The following is a 24,592-nucleotide window of genomic DNA, read 5'->3' on the forward strand; positions in this document are numbered from 1 at the left end:
CCCAGATGCTTTGCACGTCGCCAGACGGCACGCGACCGAAAATTCAATCGTCAAACCTATTTTCCATAAGCACCTGCCAAGACTGTAACTCACCCGGATTTTCAACTGGCTGTTCGACAGCCCGACCATTGCAAGACGGATAACACCCATGGAAGAATTTCCGGATTTTGACAGTTTCGACTTCGGGACATTCAACCCGAACGGGAACTTTGGATCGGCGATCGCCGGCGTGCCGTCCCTTGGTGGTATTTCAGGACCGAATGATTTCGCGGACTGGTTTCGCGTCACCCTCGTCGAAGGTCGTCAATACGACATCCAGCTCCGCGGCGCACCGACCAGCGACGGCACATTGGCCGATCCCTATTTCTACGGAATCTACGATCTGGGCGGCAACTTCATCGAAGGCGCCAGCAACGATGATGGCGGGACCGGGCTGAACAGCCGTGTCCAGTTCACGGCACCTTATTCCGGCACATATTATTTCTCGGTCACCGACGCCGAAAACCTGTTCGACAGTTCCGGTTTGGTTACAGGTGGCACCTACACACTCGAATTCAACGACCTGAGTGCGCCGGAGGTCATCAACGAAGGCGACAACATCACACTGTCGATTCAAACAGAGATCCCGTCGCAAATTCCCTTCCCGGGCAGCGGTACGCTTAACGACTTCGTTGTCAGCCAGCAGATCTCTGTCATCGTCACGAGCGCCGAAGCCGTGCGAGATGAGGATTTTACGGTTTCCTACTCCTTCGGCGCACCTCAAACCTTGAATTTCGCCGCGTTGTGGGATGACTTGGTCGAGGACGATGAAGAGGTAAGCGTCCGTATCGTGGGGACCGTTGAATGGAGCAATGCCACCTTCGGCGGCACCATCACAACAGAGATTGACGTCACTCGAAATTTCATCATCAACTCCGCGCCTTACGGCGTACCTGATCCGATTCTCGACTATACGTTCACGGAATCCGAAGTCATCGGCAACGTGCTGACGAATTTCGCCGATGGCAGCGAAGAGCTGTTCACCGTCATTCCTTTCGCCTTTGAGAGCCCCACCGCGACCGGCGAGTTGCTGGAGAATGGGGACATTCTCATCAACAGCGCGACAGGACGATCCGGGGACAGCCTCGTCATCCGCTTTACCGCCGTCGACAGCCGCGGTGCCCAGACGGCGTCCGAACAGATCATCGAATTCGGCGCGCTGGATGACTACCTCCCCGGCGAAGATGCGCTCGTGCTGGGCAGCATCGACGTCGGCACACCCGAGCTGGGCAGCATCGAACAGCTTGGCGATCGCGATCGCTTCGTCGTCACGCTTGAGGCGGGGCAGCTTTATTCGATCGGGCTGGTCTCGACTTCGGATGGTATCCGCACGCTGGCCGATCCGGAGATCTTCGGAGTCTTCAACAGCTTGAACGTTGCCCTGCCGAATTCGGGCGACGACAACAGCGGCACCGGACTCAATGCGCTGGCCGGGCCCTTGTCGGTTCCCACGACCGGGCAGTACGAAATCGAGGTGGGCAGCCATACCCCGTTCGGACTTGGCGGATACGAGCTGAGCGTCACATCGCTCGGTGCCGCCGACGATTACCTTCCGGGCGCCTTTGCGGATGTCTTCGGAACGGCCGAAGTCGACAATCCCGCCTTTGGCAGCATCGAACAGCTTGGCGACAGGGACCGGTTCGAGATTACGCTGCAGGCGGGTGTCGAATATGACATCTCGCTCACTGCGATCGCAGCAAGCGGCGGGTCAACGGTGATCACTCCGGAAATCGTCGGGGTCTTCGGTCCCGGCGGCGCATTCGTACCCCTGAGCAGCGCCAATCAGGACGGTGCCAATGTCAGCGCGGTTTTGTCCGATCTGACTGTCCCCAACGACGGCGTCTACCACATCGAAGTCGGCGATGCTTTGGACACATCGACCGGGGATTACGAACTGCGGGTCGACTTTTCGGGCTTCGTCGATGATTTCCTGCCCGGCATCGCCGGTGGGGTTGGAACAGTGGCCGTCGGAGGCCGCTCGACCGGAGAAATCGAAACTATCGGAGATATCGACGCGTTTCGGGTCACGCTGCAGGCCAACACCACCTACCAGATCGGGATCCTCGGACAGGAGTCCAACAACGGGACGCTTCTCGATCCGGAACTGTTGGGCCTCTACACGACAAGCGACCTGTCGGGGACCCCGATCCGGTCTGTCCAGACCCTGGATCCGCAGCTCATCGAAGATGACAGCATCTCGTATTTCACCCCGCAGACGGCGGGCGACTACTTCATCGCGGTGCAGGACGGCTTCGGCGGCTTGGGGACGTACACCGTCGCCGTGACGGACCTCGGATTCCGGGACGATTTCTCGGCCGATATCGACACCACCGGGTCCATCACTCCGGGGAGCACGGCAAATGGGCGGATCGACTTTGCGCAGGACAATGACTGGTTCGAGGTGAACCTGTCCGCGGGCCGTCTGTATCAGATCAACCTCGTGTCGTTGGAAGGCGCCGATACGCTGGCCGATCCGTTCTTCAATGGCGTCTATGACGGGGCGGGCAACTTGATCGAAAACACCGCCAATGATGACGGCGGCACCGGCACAAGCAGTTCCCTGCAATTCGTCGCGGACGAAAGCGGCACATACTATCTGTCGGCCGCCGGCTTTGGCAACGCAACAGGTCAATACCGGATCGAACTCAACGATCTTGGCCCGCTCGATGACGGGCGCTTCGACATCACCATAGCGTTTGCATCGGACGACGTTCCGAATTCCTACAGGTCCGCCTTCGAGGATGCGGTCGAGCGCTGGGAAGACATCATCACAGGCGACCTGCCCTACGCCTTTGTGGATGGGTACGGCTATGTCGACGACATCCTGATCGAAGTGGCCGTGGACGACATCGAGCTGTCTTTCGAAGGTGTGAGCCAGAACATCCTCGCCATCTCCAGCGTGCTTGACCAGCGCGATGGGCTGTCCGGCGCGGACGCGCTGCCAACCTATTCGCGCATCGTGATCAATTCCGAAGAGGTCGGCACACTGCTCAACCTCGATGAATTTGTCGCCAACACGATTGGACGTGCCCTTGGTTTCGGCGCCCTGTGGGAAGAGTTCGGCCTTGTCCGCCTGATTGATGGGGTCCCGACCTACACCGGGCCAAACGGTCTGCGCGAGCTGGCGGACCTGAACGACGATCTGAATGGCGTCAATGCGCTCGAGGACGGAGAGCTGGGAGGACTTGCCGCAGAATACTGGAGCGAGGCGATCTTCGACGAAGAACTGATGACCTCGCGTGTCGAAACCCGCAGGCCCGAAGCCGGACCGGGCAGTCCGGGCATACCTGACAACCCGATCAGCGCGCTCACGGTCGCCGCCATGCAGGACCTCGGCTACACGGTGGATTACGACGAGGCCGATTTCTTCCGCCTCGATCCCGGTGCCCTGTCGCGCCATGTTACGACGGGGCACGACACCACGCCCGAGGTTGCCACCGTCGCACAGAGCATGGCCCAGCACCGGCTTCTTTCCGACTTGGCAGACACCGACGGCATGCCCGCAGGCGCGGCCTATATTTACACCCGGCCGAACGCGCTGTCCGAAACTCCGGCCAGTTTCGCACTCAATGACGTGAACACGGAACTGGTCTTTGCCAGCGGCACGAACGCGGTCTTCATCGAAGCTGTGACCGGCGACAGCCTCAACATCGAACTGACCGGCACCTTTTCAAAGAACGACCCGGTCGAGCTGTCTCAGCTTTCCGGTACGGTGACGTCGATGGAAGTGCGGTCGCTGGTCGGCCAGCTGCTGTTCAGCGTCGACTACACGCAGGAACCGACAACGGTCGCCGACATTGCCGCGCAATGGCCCAATTACGCCATGGACGGTGAGAACATCATCATCATCGACACGCTGCCCGGCACTGTTGCACGGGTGAATCCAAACGGAGGCGGAGCCGCAGACAACCGGATCTTCACCGGTGCCAGCGATGATTTCGTGAGGGGCGGCGATCTTGCAGAACTCATCCATGGCGAGGCGGACAATGACTCGCTGCAAGGGCGCGGCGGGAACGACTCGCTCATCGGTGGATCAGGCGATGACACGCTGGAAGGGGGAACCGGCGACGATCTGGTCAACGGTGAATCCGGCATCGACATGGCGGTCTTCTCGGGCGCACAAAGCGCATACAGCCTGACTCTCGGCAACGGGTCGACGATCATCGAAGACCGGCGGGGCGACGGCAACGGGCGGGATACGCTGATCGGTATCGAAATGCTGGATTTCGATACCGACTTCTTTGAAGGCACGCCGTTCAACCTTCAGCAATTCGGCGGCACCACGGGGCTTTCCGCCACCGATTTCGAGAACTTCATCGAACTCTACATCGCCTACTTCAACCGCGCCCCGGATGCGGTGGGTCTCAATTTCTGGGGCACCGCCTTTGCCAATGGCGTGAGCCTTGCGGAATCCGCGAGATTGTTTGTCGGTCAGGACGAAACGGTGGCCGCATATCCCAGCGATCTCAGCAATTCGGATCTTGTGACGACGATCTATCAAAACGTTCTTGGGCGCATCCCCGATCAGGCTGGGTTCGATTTCTGGGTCAACTCTCTCGACAGTGGCGGCATCGGTCGGGACATTGCGATCCTCGGGATTCTCGAAGGGGCCAAAGCCGACCCGTTCGACGGCGCGCCGCAGGACTTCATTGATCAGCAACTGGCCGACCGGGCTTTCCTCGCCAACAAGACCGATATCGGTGCCTATTTCGCCGTGCACAAGGGAATGTCGGATGTCGACAATGCGTCTGAGGTCATGGCGCTCTTCAACGGCTCGGCAGAGAGCATCACAGCCGCGGTTGCGCGCGCGGACGCCTTCCACACTGCCGCGCTCAACCCGAATTCGGGCGAATTCCTCATGACGGTCATCGGTGTTCTGGACGATCCGTTCAGCGGCAGTTGACGGCCAGCCCAACCTCGGAAACAGAAAGGGCACCCGCGCGGGTGCCCTTTCGTTTGGCTTACATGTCCTCTTGCCGAGGGATCACTCCAGCAGCGCCGTGAATTCGATCCGGCGGTTGCGCGCCCGGTTCTCCGGGGTGTCATTGTCGACAAGCGGGCGGTCTTCGCCATAGCCCACGGCCCGAAGGCGGTCTCGCGGGATGCCCTTGTCGGTCAGCCAGCTGACCACCGAAGCCGCGCGCCGTTCGCTGATGACCTGGTTCTGCTGATCGCCCCCGATGGAATCCGTGTGACCGGCGATTTCCAGACGGAAGGACGGGCACCGGTTCACGATGTCGTAGATGTTTTCCAGCAGCGGCAGGCTCTTGTCATCCAGCCGAGTGCTGCCCGACGCAAAGAAGATGTTACCCGTCTTGGACAGGATCTCGAAGCGGCCCAGACAGGCCTCTTCGGTCATGTTGCCCTTTTCCTCCAAGGCGACGGCAGCCGGCGTGAACACCGCTTCCGGCAGGTCCGGCGGCGTACCCGGTTGCGCGCGATCGAACACGAAATTGAAGCTCACGACGCCGATCGGCGTGATGTCGACATTGGCCGCTTCTTCCAGCTTGCGCCGGCCTTCTTCCAGATCCAGCTCTTCCAGCGTGAAAGCGATGGGCGTGATCGACGAGACCACAACGCGGTCGTTGTCGATCAGCGTCACCGCAACATCCGTGCTCCTCTCGAGCGTCACGCCGCGCAGGGTAAAGGTGTAATCCAGTTGGATTTCCTTGCGACGCGTCAGATGCAGATCCGTCAGCAATTCAGGCGACAGCTGCGTCGTGATCACCGCTTCGGGGAACCGGAAGGTTTCGAAAAACAGGAACCGCATCCGCACGTTGCGCAGATCGACCTGCGTATCGACCGAATCCAGCAGGACTCGAACCTGCGCCTGACCGTCTTCGGTGATCAGACCTGACAGTGTTGCAAAAGAGCTTGTTTCAGCGATTTTTGATTTCTTGACTGATAAAAACCTCAATTCGGACGCGTCACCATCCAAATTCCAGCCATACTCGAATGGATCAGCACTTTGGGCAGACGCCATGCCGAAGGGCACGATGACCAACAGGGCGATGGCACAGACGAAACGGTGGAGAGCAGTTCTCATAATGACCTCGCAGATGAATTGCGGAAACAGGGTAAGACATACGTGCTTGTTAAAATCGAAGTTTAGCACAGACCTTGCATGCTTGCCTAGGACACGCGATACACAGTGGACATTATGATAGCCTATACCATTATTTTTTGTGTACCAACCGGATACGGCAGGAGGAAGCTTTGACCGACTGGCTACGACGACTGGGAAATCTTATTGCCTGCAAGAGTGTTGCAGCGATGTTGCTTGTGGCAGGGGCAGCTCCGGGCTGGGCTCAGGAACGCATCGCCCTCGTGATCGGCAACTCGAATTATCAATCTGTGTCTCCCCTCGACAATCCGACCCGCGACGCCGAATTGATCGCGTCGACATTGGAACAGATCGACTTTCAGGTGACGCTGCTGATCGACGCCACACAGGTCGAAATGAAACAGGCGCTGTCCGATTTCGGGCGCAACCTGCGCAATGGCGGTGCGGATACGACCGGACTGTTCTATTACGCCGGGCACGGCGTGCAGAGCTTTGGCAACAACTACCTCTTGCCCGTGGATGTTTCGCTCAACGACGCGGCCGATCTGGACCTCGAAGGGGTCGAAGCGCAGTCAGTGCTCCGCCAGATGGCCTCCGCGCGCAACCGCACCAATTTCGTCATTCTGGACGCCTGCCGGAACAACCCGTTCGAAAACATGGCCGAGTTCGACTCGCCCGGTCTCGCCGAAATGAAGGCACCGACTGGCACCTTCCTGTCCTATGCCACGTCGCCCGGCGCTGTGGCGCTGGATGGCCTCGGGCAGAACAGTCCGTTCACGACCGCCCTGGCACGCGAAATGACCCGCCCCGGGGTTGCTGTGGAACAGATGTTCAAGCAGGTGCGCGTGTCGGTTCTGGAACAGACCAACGGCCTGCAAACCCCTTGGGACACGTCGTCCCTGACCAATGACTTCACCTTTGTGAACGCTCCGACCGAAAAGCCCGAAGATTTCGCAGCGCGACAGCTGTGGGAGTCCGTACAGGCCACGCGTGACCCGGTTCAGATCATGCTGTTCCTGCGCGGTTATGGCGACAGCCCCTATGCCGAAGAGGCACGTGCCCTTCTGGCCGAGGTGATCGAAACCGAATTGACCAGCGATGCCCCCGCTGTCGAACGCCCGGCACCGGCCGGTCCGTCTGCGGACGAACAGACATTGTTCGAAACCGCCCAGGCCAACCCGACCGTGGATGCGTATCAGCGCTATCTCGATGCGTTCCCGAACGGCACTTTCGCCGAATTCGCCCGCGGCGAAATAGCGGCGCTTGAGGCGCAGGCCAGCGTCGATCCGGTCGGCGAAGGCGTGTCCCCAACGACCGAGGAAACCGAGCTTGCGCTGGCCACCGTCGAACAGGAACGGTCTTCCGTCCCCAACGTGGTCAAGTTCAATCTGCCGCTGGTCGCTCCGGGCTCGGTCATTGACGGGATCATCCTGTCCGAGATCACCAACATGTCGCCGCTCTTTCCACCGGTCGAAGGCTTGCCTGAGGAGTACTGGAAGGAACAGACGTGCTCGAACTGCCATGAGTGGACGCAACAGCGACTCTGTGATCAGGCGAATGTCTACGTAACGCTCAGTGGTCAGAAGTCTCTGGAAAAGCCCCACCCGTTCGGCGGCATTCTAAAACGCAACCTGCGCCAATGGGCGGTCGGCGGCTGCGAATAACCCGAACGTCCCAACCGTCAGAGGCGGCTGAGTGTCTCCAGACGCTCGGCCGCTTCCTGCACCTGCGGCACCATTTTGATCAACGTCTGAAGGTCGTAGCGCTGGCGCGGCGCGTGGATCGACAAAGTGGTAAGCAATCGGCCCTCGGTATCCCGAATGGGCACCGCCACCGCGACCATCCCCTCCATGAACTCTTCGTTGTCGGTCGAAAAGCCACGTGACCGCGTCAGTGCAAGTTCATCCAACAACGTGTCGACATCGGTGATCGACTTCTTGGTCGACGGCTCAAGCTTCAACCATGTCAGCACGCGCTTGAGCTTGTCCGTCCTCAAAGAGGACAGATACATCTTTCCGCTGGCCGTACAGTGAAACGGCACCTGCGTGCCCACCGGAAGCTGGATGCGCAGCGGCCAATGGGTTTCGACCCGGTCCAGATAGACCATCCCGTAGCGCCCTGGCGCGGCAAGATTGCAGGTCTCGCCCAATTCATTCTCGAGCGCCTGCATGATGGCCAGACGCTCGGTCCGCAACCGCTGCGAGGACAACGTGTTGCCTGCGAGCCTGCGCAGTCTGCGGCCGGGCCCGTAAGACCGACCGTCGATGTCTCGCTGCAGAAAGCCCTCCTCTTCCGCCGTGACCAGAAGCCGATGGATCGTGGGCTTGGGCAGCCCCAAAACATCCGACAGCGTGGATGGTGACACCGGCACGCCAGCGCGCGCGACTTCTTCCAAAATCAGAAGAAGCCGCAGATTTGTCGGGATCTGCCCTTTGGTCTCATGGTCAGATGCGTCGGGCATTCATCGGTCTCACCTATCCGGCAACAGGAACAACGCCAGTTGCGGTGTCAGGGCGACAAGGACCCATACCCCGATCAACGCAACAAGGTAGGGCACCGTGTATTTGAGCAGCCGGAAGTACGGAACACCCGTCACGCCTGATGCGACATAAAGGTTAAGCCCATAAGGCGGTGTGATGAACCCGATCGACGCACCAACAAGGAAGATCACCGAAAAATGGATCGGATCGACGCCGACACTTGCAGCGATCGGCGCAAGAATGGGCGCAAGGATGATCGTGACCGGAAGCGACTCGAGCACCATACCAGAGAAGAAGACGATCAGCATCGCCGTTGCCAGAACCGCGTAATATCCCCCCATCGACGTCACGAAATCGCCGATCACCTGCTGGGCGCCCAGCAGGGACAGGATTTGCTGCATCACCACCGATATGGCGATCAGCGGTGCGAGGATCCCCGTGATCTCGGCGGACCGCATGGTGATCCCGGGGATCTGCGTCAGGGTAAATCCTTCCACCACCAGCATCTCGCCATAGCTCTTTTCTTCCCAGGTCTTGTCAGACCGCAGGCGAAGCACCTTGGTGACAAGCCACGAGACGAGACCGGCAATGATGCAGAAGCCCACGGTGACGCCGGCGGCCTCGGTCGGAGAGAACTTGCCGGTATAGATGCCCCACAGAACCAGGCCAATGGCAAAGAAACCAAGCCATGCGCCGAACGCAGTCTTGAGCACGCGGTTCAGCTGCAACGGGATCAGGAATCCCCAGCCGTTGATGCGGCAGATGATATAGCAGGCCAACTGCATGCCGATGACCATCAGCGCGCCCGGCAGGATGCCCGCGACGAAGAGATCCGAAATCGGCAGGTTCATCAGGAACCCGTAGACGATGAAGATGATCGACGGCGGGATGATGATGCCGACCGTGCCCCCTGCCGCAGCCGTCGCGGCCGAGAACCGTTCGTCGTATCCGCCCTTGACCATCTCAGGATGCAGCATCGATCCGATGGTCGCCGTTGTGGCCGAGTTGGACCCGGAAATCGCCGCGAAGAGGCCGCAAGCGCCAAGCGATGCCATCGCCAACCCGCCCCGCAGCCAGCCCAGGCAGGCATAGGCGAATTCCGACAGCCTTCGGGCGATGCCGGACTTGTTGATCAGATCGCCCGTCAGGATGAACAGGGGCATGGCCAGAAGCGCGAACCCCTTGTTGAACACATTGAGAAGTTCCGCCCCCATATTGTCCAGCGTCAGCCCCAGCACGAAGGAACAGCCGATCACCCAATAGGCGATGACCAGAAGCACGGGGACGCCCAGCATGAAGAGGAATGTGACCCCGAGCGAGATCAGCGTGATGATGGTTCCGTCGCCCATTACGTGTCCCCCCCGATCACGGCTTGCTGGATCAGCGGTTCGCCAGAGCGGTAATTCTTCATGTCATCCTGAATATTCTCGATGGCGCGCGCCGCCATCAGCGTTCCGGCCAGAGGCGCACCCAGCAGGAACCACCATTGCATCGTATTGTCAGTGCCCAGAACGATCTGGAAATTCGACGCCGACAACGCGACCACACGCATGGTCGTTACGAGGAAAATGAGGGCGAAGCCGAACCAAAGCGCAAAGTCCAGCCACAGGCAGGCCATCTGCCCACCGCGCGGCATGCGCGTTCGGAATTCGGAAAAACTCAGATGGGTGCGGACCCGGATGTTATAGGCCGCACCAAACCACGCCATGACCATGAACAGGAAGGGCGGGATGGTCGTCGACCAGGGTTGCTGGTTGGAAAAGACGAACCGGTCGATCACGCCCCAGAAGATGATCCCGGCCGTTCCGAGGTAGCAGACGATCATCACCGTCCGTTCGAAATAGCGCTCGATCAACGGCACGTGATGATACACCCAAGACAGGGCCAATCCTGCCAGCAGCAGAAACACCGCTCCAAAGATGTAGACTGAATTCGGCGCGAGCGCCTGTCGGATCGTCCAGGAATCCTGACTGGCAAACGCACTGATCAGCGCGCTGAAATCGGACCAGAGCTCCATCGGTCCCCTCCTCCCATGTGAACACTGTGCCGGATTATTCCGGTCTTTGCGTCTTTAGGTGAAACAGCCCCGGCAAAGCGGGGCTGCGTCATGTCATATCCTAAAGCCGGATCAGCCTTTCCACCAGCGGCGCGGCTCGACGTTTTCGGCCAGCGTGTGCGGGTTGTTGCGGACTTCGTTGTAGATGTCCTGATAGGTGTCGATGCCGTCGGCCCAGCCGTTGATCCGCTCGCGCCACTGCTCCCACAGTTGCGGCTGGAATTCCGGCGAACACATTTCTTCGGCCTTGCGGACCTCTGCGTCCGACAGCTTGGCCACACGCACGTTGTTGTCCGCAAAGATCGTGCCCGGCATGGGCGGATCGGTGAAGCCGACGGTGTTGACCAGCGCCGCTTCGTTGGCGGCCTGCACATGCACCTGAGTGAGATAGGAGGCTTCCATCACAGCATCCTGCAATTCGCCCGACAGACCGTCGAAGGTCTCGGAGCGCATTGCGGTGTGCTCGGTGCCGCAGAAGAAACGCAGGTCGACGCTCTGGCTGACCACCGGCGACATGTTCGCGTAGGCCACCGCCGACGCCCATGTTTCCGCACCGTCGATGAGGCCCTGCTTCAGACCGTCCAGCGTTTCCTCCCACGCGATCGGAACCGGATTCAGGTTGAGCGCTTCCATCGCGATCCGGCCAAGCTGCGTTCCGGTCACGCGGTTCTTGGTGCCCATGATGTCTTCGATCTTGGTGACCGTCGGCTTGTCGGCGAAGCTCTGACCCATCTGGATGCCGCGCAGTTCGGCATGGGTGAAGAGGAACTTCAGACCGTGACGCTTCTCGAACGGATCACGCAGGATGCGCTGCGATTCCGGCGAATACATGAAGTAGTACTGGTCCGCACGGCTGCGGAACATGTACGCGTAGTCCAGCACGTTCAGATAGGGCGCGCCACCGGCCGAGTTCTGGGTCGAGGCGGCATAGATGTCGATGATGCCCTGCTGCGCCTTCTCAACACAGGAAAGCTGTCCGCAGATCTGGTTGTTGCCGATGAACTCGATGCGAATCTCGCCGTCCGTGCGCTCCTCCAGATCGCGTGCGAACTCAAGACACCCGGCCCGTTCGATCAGCAGGTTCTGCGGGTTGAAGCCCGCCGCGCCGAACTTCAGCGTGTGTTTCGCTTCCTTCGCAAAGCGCTTGTTGTATGTTGATTCCGCAGCCTTGGCGAGGTTCGCAGCGGTCATGACACCACCGAATGTACCTGCCGCCAAGAGCGTGGAACTCATGCCGTAAGTCCCCGCAATGCGGAAGAAATCCCGGCGCGAGACTCCCTTGATACGATCTCCTATCTTCATTGCTTATCCTCCCGTTTTAGCAATTATTGAGACTTATCTTTTCAAAAAAGACTAGAATGGCTTTTCCGATCTGCATAGAGTTTTTTGCACCAAGGGGAGGATTTCATCCGTGGAAGCAGACTATGTGATCGTCGGAGCAGGCTCTGCCGGCTGCGTTCTTGCCAACCGTCTCAGCGCGAATCCGGCTGTCAAAGTCGTTCTGCTCGAAGCCGGTGGACGTGATCTGAACCCGTGGATTCACATCCCCGTCGGCTACTTCAAGACGATGCACAATCCGGCGGTGGACTGGTGCTACCGCACCGAACCCGATCCCGGGCTGAACGGGCGGCAACTCGACTGGCCGCGCGGGAAGGTGCTGGGGGGATCGTCCTCGCTCAACGGTCTGCTTTATGTGCGCGGACAGCCGCAGGACTATGACCGCTGGGCGCAGATGGGCAATCCCGGCTGGGCCTGGGACGACGTGCTGCCGCTCTTCAAACGCTCGGAAAACCAGGAACGCGGTGCGGATGAGTTCCACGGCACCAAGGGGCCGCTGTCGGTGTCCAACATGCGCCTCAGCCGTCCCATCTGCGACGCTTGGGTCGAAGCCGCCCAGGCCGCAGGCTACCCGTTCAACCCGGACTACAACGGGGCGACGCAGGAAGGTGTCGGCTATTTCCAACTGACCACCCGCAACGGGCGCCGGTGTTCCAGCGCCGTGGCCTTCCTCAACCCGGTCCGGTCACGCCCGAACCTCACCATCATCACCCGCGCCGCCGCCAGCCGCATCCTGTTCGAGGGCAAACGCGCCACCGGCGTGGCCTATCGCGATGCGGGCGGGATCGAACACACCGTCAAAGCCCGCGCCGAGGTGATCCTCTCCTCCGGCGCCATCGGGTCCCCGCAACTGCTCATGGTCTCCGGCATCGGCGAGGCAGACCACCTGCGCGACCACGGCATTACCGTGCGGCACGAATTGAAAAGCGTCGGCAAGAACATGCAGGACCACCTGCAGGCCCGGCTTGTGTTCAAATGCAAGGAACCGACCCTGAACGACGAGGTGCGCAGCCTGCTCGATCAGGCGCGCATCGCCGTCAGGTATGCGCTCCACCGGCGCGGGCCGATGGCGATGGCAGCGAGCCTTGCCACCGGCTTCATGCGCACCGGCGATCATGTCGACACGCCTGACATCCAGTTCCATGTTCAGCCATGGTCCGCCGACAGTCCCGGCGCGGGGGTGCATCCGTTCTCGGCCTTCACCATGTCGGTCTGCCAGTTGCGCCCCGAAAGCCGGGGCATGATCCGCCTCGCCTCATCCGATGCGGCGGTCTATCCCAAGATCCACCCCAACTACCTGTCCACCGAAACCGACTGCCGCACGATTGTCGAAGGCATCAAGATCGCCCGCCGCATAGCGCGACACGCGCCGCTGACCGACAAGATCTCCGAGGAATTCCGCCCCGATGCGGCGCTCGACATCGACGATTACGACGGCACGCTGAACTGGGCGCGCAACAATTCGACGACGATCTATCATCCCACCGGCACCTGCAAAATGGGCCCCGGCGGCGATGCCGTGGTCGATGCCCGCCTGCGGGTGCATGGCATCGCCGGGCTGCGCGTAGCGGATTGTTCGATCATGCCCGAGATCGTCTCGGGCAACACCAACGCCCCGGCCATCATGATCGGAGAGAAAGCCTCCGACATGATCCTCGAAGACCTGAAAACAGGGGTTTACGACAAGATCGCGTGATGGCTGACCAAAGACCTCAGGCCAGATCCCGCGCCTTTTCACGCAGGGCGAATTTCTGGATTTTCCCGGTCGAGGTGCGCGGGATCTCGGTGAACACGAACCGCCCGGGCACCTTGTAATGCGCCAGATGTTCGCGGCACCACGTCCGCAACGCCTCCGCATCCGCCTCCTGCCCCGCCGCCAGTTCGACAAAGGCGCAGGGCGTCTCGCCCCAGCGCTCGTGCGGCATCGCCACAACCGCGACCACAGCCACCGCGTCATGCCGGTAAAGCACCTCCTCCACCTCGATGGACGAGATGTTCTCGCCCCCCGAAATGATCACGTCCTTTGACCGGTCCTTGAGCTGGATATACCCGTCCGGGTGCCGCACTCCCAGATCGCCGGAATGGAACCACCCCCCGGCAAACGCCTCTTCGGTGGCCTTGGGATTGCGGAAATAGCCTTTCATCACGACATTGCCCCGGAACATAACCTCGCCCATCGTGAGCCCGTCGCGGGGCACCGGCTGCATCGTTTCCGGGTCCAGCACCTCAAGCCCCTCAAGCGGCAGATAGCGCACCCCCTGCCGCGACTTCAGCCGCGCCTGTTCCGCGCGGGGCAGATCGGACCAGTCGGCATGCCAGTCGTTCACCACGGCAGGGCCATAAGTCTCGGTCAGACCATAAAGATGCGTGACCTCGAACCCCGCGTCCTTCATGTCCGCCAGCAGCTTTTCCGGCGGCGGGGCGGCGGCTGTGAAAAATTGTACCGTTTGGTCAAATTTCCGTTTCACCTCGTCAGGTGCCGAAATCATCAACGACATGACAATCGGCGCGCCGCACAGATGGGTCACACTCTCATCCGCCAACGCCGCCCAGATCGGCTCGGCCCGGACCTGCCGCAGACAGACATGGGTGCCGATGATCGCAGACAGCGTCCACGGGAAACACCAGCCGTTGCAATGGAACATTGGCAGCGTCCACAGATAGACCGCGTGTTTCGGCATCGACGCCGTCAACGCATTGCCCTGCGCCAGCAGATAGGCGCCCCGGTGATGCGAGACCACACCCTTGGGATCCCCCGTCGTGCCGGATGTGTAGTTGATGGAAATCGCGTCCCATTCGTCTTCAGGCATCAGCCACGTGTAGTCAGGATCGCCCCCGGCGACGAAGGCGTCATAGTCGATGGCCTCCACCTTGGGGGTCGGGTCGGTGAATTCCGGATCGTCATACTGGATCAACAGCGGACGGACCGACGCCAGCGCCAAAGCCTCTTGCATCAGCGCCATGAATTCCCGGTCCACGATGACCACCTTTGCCATCGCGTGATCCAGTTGGAACGCGATGATCGCGGCATCCAGCCGGGTGTTGATCGAATGCAGCACCCCACCGCACATCGGCACGCCGTAATGGCATTCCAGCATCGCCGGCGTGTTCGCCAGCATCGCCGACACCGTATCCCCCCGCCCGATCCCATGCGCGGCCAAGGCCGAGGCCAACTGCCTTGAGCGGCTGTAGAAGTCGGCATAGCTGCGCCGCAACGCGCCATGCACCATCGCGGTGTGATCGGGAAACACCGTCGCCGCCCGTTCGAGGAACGTGAGCGGCGTCAGAGGCTGATAATTCGCGGGATTGCGATCCAGACCGGTGTTGTAGGGGTTCTGCGTCATGGGCTCAGGCGTCCTGCCACTGGGGGGCGCGCTTTTCGATGAAAGCGCCGATGCCCTCTTCTGCGTCACGCGCCAGCATGTTGTCCACCATCACCTGGCTGGCATAGGCATAGGCCTCGGCCAGTGGCATCTCGCGCTGCGCATAGAAGGCCTGCTTTCCGGTCGCGAGTGTCATGCTGGATTTCGACGCGATCTTGCCCGCCATCTCCATCACCGCCGCGCACAGCGCATCCGAAGGCACGGCGCGGTTGACCAGACCGATCTCGGCGGCACGATCCGCCGGAATCATGTCGCCTGTCAAAAGCATCTCCATCGCATGTTTGTTCGACACATTGCGAGACAGCCCCACCATCGGCGTCGAACAGAACAGACCGATGTGAACGCCCGGCGTGCTGAACTTGGCGGTGTCGGCTGCAATCGCCAGATCACAGCTTGCCACCAACTGGCACCCGGCGGCGGTGGCAACGCCCGTCACCTCGGCAATCACCGGTTTGGGACAGGTCACAATGCCCTGCATCACGCCGGAACACTGGGCCATGACACGCGCGAAAGAGGCACGCCCGCCATCCTCGGCCGTGCGTCCTGCCGTCATTTCCTTGAGGTCATGCCCAGCGCAGAACGCCGGGCCGTTGGCCGCAAGCACGATCACCCGCACGGCCGGATCGGCCCCCGCTTCTGCAAAGGCTGCGCCCAAAGCGGCCAGCATGGCTTCGGACAGGGCATTGCGCCGCCCCACGTCATTCAACGTGAGGCGCAGAATGCCGGTGTCATCAAGGTCGCGCAGAAGGATGTCGCTTTGGGTCACTGGGAGGCTCCGGTCAGTCAGAGGATGTTGATCTCAACGCTGTCGGCCAGCGTATTGGCGATGAAGCAATAGCGGTGCGCGCGGTGCTGCATCTTGTCGAGTTCCGCCGCGTCAGGCGCGAACCCGGCATCGAAGCGCACCACCGGGTGCAGGTCGATGCGCGTGACCGACATCTGCCCCTTGGGGTTCTTGCCCAGATAGGCCACCGCTTTGTCCTGATAGCCCGCCACCGGCCAACCTGCCTTGGCGGCCAGCGCAAGAAAGGTCATCATGTGGCAGCTCGACAAGGCCGACGCCAACGCCTGTTCCGGGTTGGTGTTGGACGGATCACCGCCCCAATCGGGGGCGGCGTCCACGGTCACGTCAAACGCATCGTTGAACTGTACGCGATGTGCGTTGGAATACTTGCCGGTCAGCAAGACGGGTTCGGCGCGCTGCCAGTGCAGCTCGATCGAAAGGTCGGACATGGGTCAGGTCTTTCTTCAGAGACGCGCGATCACGCGGCGGCAAGGGATTTCTTGGGATCGTAGAACGGGCGCTCCACCACGGTCGCACGGGTCGGACCCGACGGGGTGATGACCTCGACCTCGGAGCCGATCACCGCGCTTTCCACCGACACCATAGCCAAGGCGATGTTCTTCTCAAGACGCGGCGAATAGACGGCCGATGTGACCTTGCCCACGTTGGTGCCGTTCTTGTTGATCGCCCAGAAGGTTGTGTTCGGCCCCTTCAGCGGATCGCAGTCGATGACCAGACCCACCTGCTTACGGGTGACGCCCTTTTCCTTGATCCGGCGCAGCGCGGCCTTGCCGATGAAATCGGCGTCCATATCAAGATTTACCAAACGGTCAAATCCAAGCTCGAACGGGTTGGTATGAATGTCCGCATCCGCGTGATAGGACAGCATCCCACCTTCGATCCGACGGATCGACGAGGTGTGGCCGGGCTTCAGACCGTAGGCCATGCCGGTCGCCATGATCTTTTCCCACAGAACGTCGCCCTGCGATCCATCGCGCAGGTAAAGCTCGTAGCCCAGTTCGCTGGACCAGCCGGTGCGCGACACGATGAGCGGGATGCCGTCCAGATCGACCTCGCGCAGCCAGTAGTACTTGAGGTCCATGATGCTGTCGCCAAAGAGCGCGCGCATGATCTCGCCCGATTTCGGCCCCTGCAACTGCAGCGGGGACACGTCGGGTTCGCAGATCGACACATCCATGCCGGAATGCACCGCCACACCCTGCGCCCAAAGTAGGATGTCGCTGTCGGCGAGCGAGATCCAGAAGTGGTTTTCCGCCAGTCGCAGCAGGATCGGGTCGTTCAGTATGCCACCTTGGGCATTGGTGATGAGGATGTATTTGCACTGGCCGACGGCCATCTTGGACAGGTCGCGCGGGGTCAGCATCTGGACGAATTTCGCCGCGTCCGGACCGGTGATCTCGACCTGACGCTCGACCGCCACATCACACAGGATCGCGTCGTTCACGAGGTTCCAGAAGTTCTGTTCCGGATCGCCGAAATCGCGCGGGATATACATGTGGTTGTAGACCGAGAACCCCTTGGCGCCCCAACGCACGGTTGCGTCGAAATAAGGGGATTTGCGGATTTGCGTGCCAAAGCCAAAGTCTTCTGCATCCATGGTAAGCGCCCTTGAAACTGTCCGACAGCCTCTGTCGGAACTGGTGGAAACTGGCCGTTATCTAGACGCGGAACGCGCCGATCTGCGGACCAAAATACGGGCACGGCCAAGACCGATCGGCCTGATTTGCGAAATCGCTTCGGTCCGTTTGGTCCTGTAGAGTCAACGCACCGATGCGGCCGCGAGTTTCGCGATATTGGGGCGACTCGATTTGACGCTGCGGGTCACGATGTAGGTCATGTAGCGATCGACCCCCAACTCGGCGTCGACCATCTTCTGCATGAGTTCCTGGAACGCGGCGAGATTGGGACTGATCACCTTCATCACGTAATCCATCCCTCCTCCGGTGGCGATGCATTCGATGATTTCGTCATGATCGCGGACAAAGCTTTCAAAGCGGTCGAAATCGGCTTTTCGGTGATGGGTCAGCGATACGGTGACGACGACCTGCGTGAAATCGCAGATACGCTCAAGCGCAATGTCGCCATGATAGCCTCGGATGAATCCGGCCGCCTTGAGCCGGTCGAGCCGCACCCAGCAGGGCGTGGCAGAGATGTTCACGATCTCGGCAAGCCGCGTCTTGCTCAATTGGCCATGCTGCTGCACCGCACTCAGAATGCGAATGTCCGCCGCATCAAGGCCAATCCGTCTCATGCCCATCGTCCTTTCACTCGTGTTCCGCGGGGAAACGCAGGCCAAACCTCTGGTCTGCTTGCGGTATATAGAGTGATGAACCCGACGGACGCACCGGATTTGCGACGTCTTCACCCGCGGGGGCGTCAAAAACAAAACTGCGGGAATCTATGTCGGATGCGGATCAGGCGGGATCAGCAGCGGGTGCGATGTCTTCCCAGTGTTCGCCCATGGCGACAATGCAGGACGTGCCGTTTGCATAGGTCTGGACGAGGGTCCAATCTCCGCTCGACGGCGCGATCCAGACTTCCAGCAAGGCATCAGGCCCACGCATGCCACGGCCAAGCCTTTGTGCGCCGTGGATCGTCAGCAACTGTTTTTCCAGACGCGCACTGTCGTCGCAGAAAAGGTCCGAGATCGTCGCAGCCTCGGTTCGGGGTGCGAGGCTCAAGATGCATAGGGTCAGGCCAAGGAATGATCGCATGTGATGACCGTAACACCGCAGGTCCTAATGTAACAGTTTCATGACGATCTGTGGATAACTTTTCCAGCAGATGTGCCTCCGCCGCCGCGCCCGCAAGCAGGCTGCACAGGCAAAAGGCATGTCACAAATCTGTTGCCCGAACTTCGCAAACACGATTCAAAACTGTCGCAATAGCTTTGCAGGCGCCCCCTATCAGCCGCGTCAACACAGGGGGATCCGATGCTCGAACTCAAGGCACTGACCAAACGGTTTGGCGATAAAACGGCCGTGGATGCTGCAACCTTTACCGTCGACAAGCCGATGATGATCGGCATCATCGGGCGGTCTGGTGCAGGCAAGTCGACGCTGCTTCGCATGCTCAACCGTCTCAGCGACTCGAGCAGCGGCCAGATAATGTTCGAAGGTCGCGAGATCACCGCTCTGAAAGGAGCCGCCCGGCGCGAATGGCAGTCGCGCTGCGCGATGATCTTCCAGCAGTTCAACCTTGTCCCGCGCATGGACGTTGTGTCGAACGTGCTGCATGGCACGTTGAACCGCCGGTCGACCTTTGCGACGATGTTCAACCTTTATCCGCAGGCGGACATCCACAAGGCCATCGAGATCCTCGACCGCTTGGGCATCGCCGAACAGGCTCCCAAACGCGCCGAAGCGCTGTCGGGCGGCCAGCAGCAGCGCGTCGCCATCGCGCGGGCGCTCATGCAGGACCCCAGCATCATTCTGGCCGACGAACCGATTGCCAGCCTTGACCCGATGAACGCCCAGATCGTGATGGACGCGCTGCGCCGCATTCACGAGGAAGACGGGCGCATGGTCATCGCCAACCTGCACACGCTCGACACCGCGCGACGCTATTGCGACCGGGTGATCGGGATGCGCGACGGGCGGATCGTCTTTGACGGTCGCCCCGACCAACTGACGACCGGTGTCGCCCGCGACATCTATGGCGCTGGCGCGGATTTCTCGGAAGCCGCGACCTCCACCGCCATCGAAACACTGGACAGAGCCAACGCGACCCTCGTGGTGGCCTGACCCAGCCCAAACCCCGCTCCGGCGGGGTCATTGCCTTTCATCACACCCAATGGAGAGACAGATGAAAAAGACCATCGCACTTGCGCTTGCGACCACCGCACTCCTGAGCACTGGCGCTTTCGCGCAAGAAGTCACAGAGTTCCGCATCGGCCTCTTGGGCGGCGAGAACGCTCAGGACCGTCTGAACAACAACGAGTGCCTGCGCGCCTATACCGAAGAGCTGCTTGGCGTTCCGACGCGCCTCTTTGCACCGGCCGATTACAACGGCGTGATCCAGGGCCTGCTGGGCGGGTCGCTTGACATGGCATGGCTGGGTGCGTCGTCCTACGCAGCCATCTATCTCGAAGACGCAGACGCGGTCGAGCCGGTTCTGGTCAAGACCAACCTCGACGGTTCGTTCTCGTATCACTCCATCGGGTTTGCCCGCAAGGACAGCGGCATCACCTCGCTCGAGGATATGCAGGGCAAGGTGTTCGGCTTCGGTGATCCGAACTCTACTTCGGGCTACCTGATCCCCTCCGTCGAAATCCCGCAGGCCACCGGTGCCACGATGGAATCCGGCGACTATTTCGGTGAGGTCAAGTTCACCGGCGGTCACGAGCAGACCATCGTTGCCGTGTTCAACGGCGACATCGACGGCGGCGTGACCTGGGCCGACGGTCTGGGCAACTGGGAAGACGGCTACAACTCGGGCGCGCTGCGCCGCGCCGTGGATGCGGGCCTTGTCGACATGAACGAGCTCGTGGAAATCTGGAAGTCCAAGCCGATCCCGGAAGGTCCGGTCGTTCTGCGCAAGGCGCTGCCCGACGACGTGAAAGCCAAGATGGTCGAAATGGTCGCCAACCTGCACGAAACCGACGAAACCTGCGCCTATGGCGTGGCCGCCGGCGAGACCGCAGGTTTCGCTCCGATCGGTCACGACGCCTACGAGACGATCATCGCCGTCCGTCAGGCCCAGATCAACAACTGATCCCGATACCGAGGACCGGGCGGCTGCATCGCCGCCCCGGTCACCCCTGCCCGCATCCGGCCCGTGCCGGGCGCGGGCACACGCGCCAGAAAAGGCTTTCCCATGACCGACGCGACGCTTCATTCCCCGCAGAGATCTGTGGGCGACATCCAGACCCATTACATGGCCCTGACGCGCCAGAAGCGGCTTTACAGCGGCATCGCGATTGCCGTGTTCGCGCTTCTGATGGTGTCGGGCTTCTACGTGGCCGACGCGCGCAACGCGGGCGGGTTCTGGGATGGCTGGCACCAGATCCTCGATTTCCCCGCCAGCGTTCTGTCCGAAGCGTGGGAGAAGCGCGCGAACTTGCCGGGGCTGATGGTCAAATACCTGCCCGCGCTGATCGAGACGCTGAACATCGCTGCCGTGGCCACTCTGATCGGCGTCATCTTCGGGCTGGGGCTGTCGTTGATGTCCACGCGCGGCCTGGCCAAATGGCCGTTCCTGATTCCGGTCTTCCGCCGCATCTCTGACATTCTGCGCGCCATCCCCGAGATCGTGATCGCGCTGGTGCTGATCTTCATGATGGGCGGCGGGCCGGTCCCTGCAATGGTCGCCATCGCGCTGCACACCGCCGGTGCCATGGGCAAGCTTTATTCCGAGGTCAACGAAAACGCCGACCTCAAGCCGGTCGAGGGCCTTGCCTCTGTCGGCGCGAACTGGATGCAGCGCATGATGCTGGGCGTGATCCCGCAAGTGGCCCCGAATTACCTGTCCTACGCGCTGCTGCGACTCGAGATCAACATCCGCGCCTCGGCCATCCTTGGCTTCGTCGGCGCAGGCGGCATCGGCTATGAACTGCGCAATTCCATGACCTGGGGACAGGGCCGGTTCGACGAGGCCGCCGCGATCTTCATCCTGCTCTTCATCACCATTGTGGTGGTGGATCAGGTCTCTTCGCATTTCCGCAATCGCCTGATCGGCACCGGAGGCCACTGACATGACCGACGCAACCGCTTCCCTGCCGATCACGTCCCTCAAGGACGAGGCCGACCGACTGTTTGCGCGCAAGCGCCTAAGGACCTTCGGTATCCCCGGCGTGATCCTCGCCTATCTGGTCTACGTCTTCTTCGCCTTCGACGTGCCGGGCCTTGCCGACCGGATGCGCCTCGACAACGCGGCGACGCTGGTGTCCGACAGCTACAGCTACAAGACGCAGGTCACCCGCGACAACCGCTCCGGCGACATCACCGTCGCCAAGGAGGGCGAGCGCAAAGGCGCCTATCCCGACGGTATGACCCCCGACTGGGTTGAGATGATCAACGGTGGTGCCGTCGTCGACCTGCCGGACGGGCATCGCGTTCTTTTCGGCCTCGACAACAGCGCGGTCTATATCCACCCCACCTTTGGCGAGATCACGGCACAGGTGTCGCGCGCCGACGGCGTGACCCTGTCCCTACCCGAGGCCGATCTGCCCGACTGGATCAGCTATTCCAAGGCGCGGCTCGACATCCGCACCGAGGCGGGCCGCCTGACCATGACCCGCTCCAAGACCGAAGTGTTCCGCTACTTCTTTGGATGGGAGCTGTTCTGGTTCACGCTCGACAGCCCTTATCACGACACATCCGTTTTCCAGATCGTGTTCGGCCCGCAACTGGACGAGACACGCTCCAACATCACCGGTGCGGTTCAGGATTTCTGGAACAACGCCATGTGGCGGCACAAGGACGTCGTCTGGGCGCTTGGCGAGACCGTGCTGATGGCCTTCCTAGGCACGATGGGGGCTGCGATGATCGCGCTTCCGCTGGCCTTCATCGCCGCCAAGAACTTCACCCCGCTGCGATTGGCGCGGCAGGTGGCACGTCGGTTCTTCGACTTCGTGCGCGGTGTCGATGCGTTGATCTGGACCATCGTCCTGTCCCGCGCCTTTGGTCCGGGCCCGTTAACCGGCGCTCTGGCGATCCTTATCACCGACAGCGGGAGCTTCGGCAAGCTCTTCTCGGAAACGCTGGAAAACGTCGATGAAAAGCAGATCGAAGGCGTCGCCTCCACCGGAGCCAAGCCGCTGCAACGCTATCGGTTCGGAGTGATCCCGCAGATCATGCCGGTTCTGCTCAGCCAGATCCTCTACTTCCTCGAATCCAACACCCGGTCTGCCACCATCATCGGCGCGATCACTGGGGGCGGGATCGGCCTTCTGATCACACAGGCAATCCAGACCCAGAAGGATTGGGAAGAGGTGTCCTACTATATCGTGCTCGTCATCCTGATGGTCATCGCAATGGATTGGTTCTCGGGCTGGCTGCGCGGCAAGCTGATCGGCCGCAAGGACTGACATGGCCCGCCTCAAACATGACGCGCCCTTCGTCCACGAGGGCTGCACCCTGACCGACAGCACCTTCGGCGCCTATACCGAGATCGGGTTGGGCAGCCGGATCACCAACAGCCATATCGGCGATTACAGCTATTGCGACCGCTACGGTGACATTGCCAATGCGGATGTGGGCAAATTAGCCAATATCGCCAGCTTCGTGCGGATCGGGGCCACGGATCACCCGCTGGACACGGCGGCCTGTCACCACTTCCTCTACCGGTCGCAGGATTACTGGGACGATGCCCGCCCGGACGAGGATTTTCTGAACCACCGCAAGTCCCGCCGTGCGGTGATCGGCCATGACACCTGGATCGGCCACGGCGCGATGATCAAGCCCGAGGTCACTCTGGGGCACGGCGCGGTGGTGGCCAGTGGCGCGGTCGTGACCAAGGACGTCGCCCCCTACACCATCGTTGCCGGAACCCCGGCGCAGGTGATGCGTCACCGTCAACCACCCGAGATCGCCGAACGCCTGATCGCCCTCGCGTGGTGGGACTGGCCGCACGACGCCTTGCGCATGGCGCTCGATGATTTCCGCGCGCTGAGCGCCGAGGCGTTTCTGGAACGGTTCGGCGGTTAGGTCTCCAACGTCAACGTCACCCGGTCCCCGGCGAACCAGGTGCGCCCGTATTCGACCGGATGCCCCTTGGCCTCGACATTGACGCTGGTCGACCGCAACAGCGGATCGCCCTCGCGCAGGTGCAGATGCAGTGCCTGCGTGACATCCGCCAGGACCGCCGTCAGCCGGGTCGACGCGCGAGTGTAGTCGGCCACCCCTGCGCGGGCCAGCGCTTCGGTCACACCACTTGTCTCGGTCAGGTATTGGTCGATGCCCGGCGTCCGCTCGAGCGGGAACACGCTTTCGAAGATGGCAATCGGCGCACCATCGGCCAGCGACAGCCCGCGATAGGCGCAGACCGGCGCGCCCTCGTCGATCTCGAGCGCCCAGGCTTCTCCGGTCGTGGCAGCCCGGCATTCCACATCGAGGATGCGCTTTTCCGGCCTGCGTCCTGCAGCCAGCAGGTTCTCGTGGAACCGCACCCGCGCGCCAATGGGGTAATCCGTCGGCGTTGACGCGACAAAGGCCCCGGCCCCGCGCCGGGTGCGCACCAGCCCTTGCTCCACCAGATCCGACAGCGCATGGCGCACCGTGTGCCGGTTCACGCCGAACCGCGCGGCCAGTTGCGCCTCGGTCGGCAGCTTGTCTCCGGGCAGGTACCGCCCTTCGGACATATCCGCCTTCAGGGCCGACGCGATCGCCTGCCAGATCGGGGTCGTGGACCGGGTGTTACGCAAATTTCACAAAACTCCGCTGTCTCGGATCGGGGAATCTGGTATAATATGTCTAGTTGTATATAAAC

General features: G+C 61.2%; 20 protein-coding genes. 8 read left to right on the forward strand and 12 right to left on the reverse strand.

Features of this window, described 5'->3' with window-relative positions:
* Positions 1-148 precede the first annotated feature (148 nt).
* A complete protein-coding gene (locus tag MRY75_RS06695; RefSeq protein WP_292306367.1) occupies positions 149-4,942 on the forward strand; it encodes a DUF4214 domain-containing protein in 4,794 nt (1,597 codons plus the stop codon).
* 81 nt (positions 4,943-5,023) lie between these two features.
* Here the strand turns inward: MRY75_RS06695 and MRY75_RS06700 are convergent, their stop codons facing one another.
* Positions 5,024-6,085 (reverse strand): OmpA family protein, encoded by a 1,062-nt coding sequence (locus MRY75_RS06700; protein WP_366934913.1) that lies wholly within the window; start codon positions 6,083-6,085, stop codon positions 5,024-5,026.
* A 227-nt stretch (positions 6,086-6,312) separates the two neighbouring features.
* On the opposite strand from MRY75_RS06700, the gene MRY75_RS06705 reads away from it, so the two are divergent.
* On the forward strand, positions 6,313-7,767 hold the full coding sequence (locus tag MRY75_RS06705) for a caspase family protein (protein WP_292306368.1): 1,455 nt from the start codon (positions 6,313-6,315) through the stop codon (positions 7,765-7,767).
* Between the two features lie 17 nt (positions 7,768-7,784).
* On the opposite strand, the gene MRY75_RS06710 is transcribed toward MRY75_RS06705, so the two are convergent.
* From MRY75_RS06710 to MRY75_RS06725, 4 genes are all read right to left on the reverse strand, one after another.
* On the reverse strand, positions 7,785-8,564 hold the full coding sequence (locus tag MRY75_RS06710) for an IclR family transcriptional regulator (protein WP_292306369.1): 780 nt from the start codon (positions 8,562-8,564) through the stop codon (positions 7,785-7,787).
* A 9-nt stretch (positions 8,565-8,573) separates the two neighbouring features.
* Entirely contained in the window at positions 8,574-9,932 is a 1,359-nt protein-coding gene (locus MRY75_RS06715) for a TRAP transporter large permease (protein WP_292306370.1), read from the reverse strand.
* Complete coding sequence (locus MRY75_RS06720; RefSeq protein ID WP_292306371.1) at positions 9,932-10,600, reverse strand: TRAP transporter small permease subunit; 669 nt, start codon at positions 10,598-10,600, stop codon at positions 9,932-9,934. Before MRY75_RS06720 ends, MRY75_RS06715 begins: the two co-directional genes overlap by 1 nt.
* A 111-nt stretch (positions 10,601-10,711) precedes the next feature.
* Positions 10,712-11,941: a TRAP transporter substrate-binding protein gene (locus MRY75_RS06725; protein WP_292306372.1), complete on the reverse strand. Its 1,230-nt coding sequence runs from the start codon at positions 11,939-11,941 to the stop codon at positions 10,712-10,714.
* 100 nt (positions 11,942-12,041) lie between these two features.
* Between MRY75_RS06725 and MRY75_RS06730 the strand changes: the two genes are divergently transcribed.
* Positions 12,042-13,673: a choline dehydrogenase gene (locus tag MRY75_RS06730; RefSeq protein WP_292306422.1), complete on the forward strand. Its 1,632-nt coding sequence runs from the start codon at positions 12,042-12,044 to the stop codon at positions 13,671-13,673.
* A 16-nt stretch (positions 13,674-13,689) separates the two neighbouring features.
* On the opposite strand, the gene MRY75_RS06735 is transcribed toward MRY75_RS06730, so the two are convergent.
* The 6 genes from MRY75_RS06735 to MRY75_RS06760 form a co-directional block, all read right to left on the reverse strand.
* A complete protein-coding gene (locus MRY75_RS06735) occupies positions 13,690-15,321 on the reverse strand; it encodes an acyl-CoA synthetase (protein ID WP_292306373.1) in 1,632 nt (543 codons plus the stop codon).
* Between the two features lie 4 nt (positions 15,322-15,325).
* Positions 15,326-16,126, reverse strand: a complete 801-nt coding sequence (locus MRY75_RS06740; RefSeq protein ID WP_292306374.1) for an enoyl-CoA hydratase — start codon at positions 16,124-16,126, stop codon at positions 15,326-15,328.
* Positions 16,127-16,143: 17 nt separating this feature from the next.
* Positions 16,144-16,593 (reverse strand): OsmC family protein, encoded by a 450-nt coding sequence (locus MRY75_RS06745; RefSeq protein WP_292306375.1) that lies wholly within the window; start codon positions 16,591-16,593, stop codon positions 16,144-16,146.
* A gap of 29 nt (positions 16,594-16,622) precedes the next feature.
* Positions 16,623-17,762: a glycine cleavage T C-terminal barrel domain-containing protein gene (locus MRY75_RS06750; protein ID WP_292306376.1), complete on the reverse strand. Its 1,140-nt coding sequence runs from the start codon at positions 17,760-17,762 to the stop codon at positions 16,623-16,625.
* A 162-nt stretch (positions 17,763-17,924) separates the two neighbouring features.
* The gene (locus MRY75_RS06755) at positions 17,925-18,416 is read right to left on the reverse strand and encodes an Lrp/AsnC family transcriptional regulator (protein WP_292306377.1); all 492 of its coding nucleotides are present in this window, start codon (positions 18,414-18,416) and stop codon (positions 17,925-17,927) included.
* Positions 18,417-18,579: 163 nt separating this feature from the next.
* On the reverse strand, positions 18,580-18,846 hold the full coding sequence (locus MRY75_RS06760; RefSeq protein WP_292306378.1) for a hypothetical protein: 267 nt from the start codon (positions 18,844-18,846) through the stop codon (positions 18,580-18,582).
* A 252-nt stretch (positions 18,847-19,098) separates the two neighbouring features.
* Here MRY75_RS06760 and phnC point away from each other — a divergent pair, with 252 nt between their 5' ends.
* From phnC to MRY75_RS06785, 5 genes are all read left to right on the forward strand, one after another.
* Positions 19,099-19,908, forward strand: a complete 810-nt coding sequence (phnC, locus tag MRY75_RS06765) for a phosphonate ABC transporter ATP-binding protein (RefSeq protein ID WP_292306379.1) — start codon at positions 19,099-19,101, stop codon at positions 19,906-19,908.
* 61 nt (positions 19,909-19,969) lie between these two features.
* Entirely contained in the window at positions 19,970-20,878 is a 909-nt protein-coding gene (phnD, locus tag MRY75_RS06770; protein ID WP_292306380.1) for a phosphonate ABC transporter substrate-binding protein, read from the forward strand.
* A gap of 102 nt (positions 20,879-20,980) precedes the next feature.
* Positions 20,981-21,856: a phosphonate ABC transporter, permease protein PhnE gene (gene phnE, locus MRY75_RS06775; RefSeq protein ID WP_292306381.1), complete on the forward strand. Its 876-nt coding sequence runs from the start codon at positions 20,981-20,983 to the stop codon at positions 21,854-21,856.
* 1 nt (position 21,857) lies between these two features.
* Positions 21,858-23,192: a phosphonate ABC transporter, permease protein PhnE gene (gene phnE, locus MRY75_RS06780; protein ID WP_292306382.1), complete on the forward strand. Its 1,335-nt coding sequence runs from the start codon at positions 21,858-21,860 to the stop codon at positions 23,190-23,192.
* Position 23,193: 1 nt separating this feature from the next.
* Complete coding sequence (locus MRY75_RS06785; RefSeq protein ID WP_292306383.1) at positions 23,194-23,811, forward strand: chloramphenicol acetyltransferase; 618 nt, start codon at positions 23,194-23,196, stop codon at positions 23,809-23,811.
* Here the strand turns inward: MRY75_RS06785 and phnF are convergent.
* Entirely contained in the window at positions 23,808-24,527 is a 720-nt protein-coding gene (phnF, locus tag MRY75_RS06790) for a phosphonate metabolism transcriptional regulator PhnF (RefSeq protein WP_292306384.1), read from the reverse strand. The genes MRY75_RS06785 and phnF overlap by 4 nt on opposite strands.
* Positions 24,528-24,592 lie beyond the last annotated feature (65 nt).

Origin of the sequence: Marivita sp. (assembly GCF_022763305.1) — a bacterium.
Classification (GTDB): Bacteria; Pseudomonadota; Alphaproteobacteria; order Rhodobacterales; family Rhodobacteraceae; genus Marivita.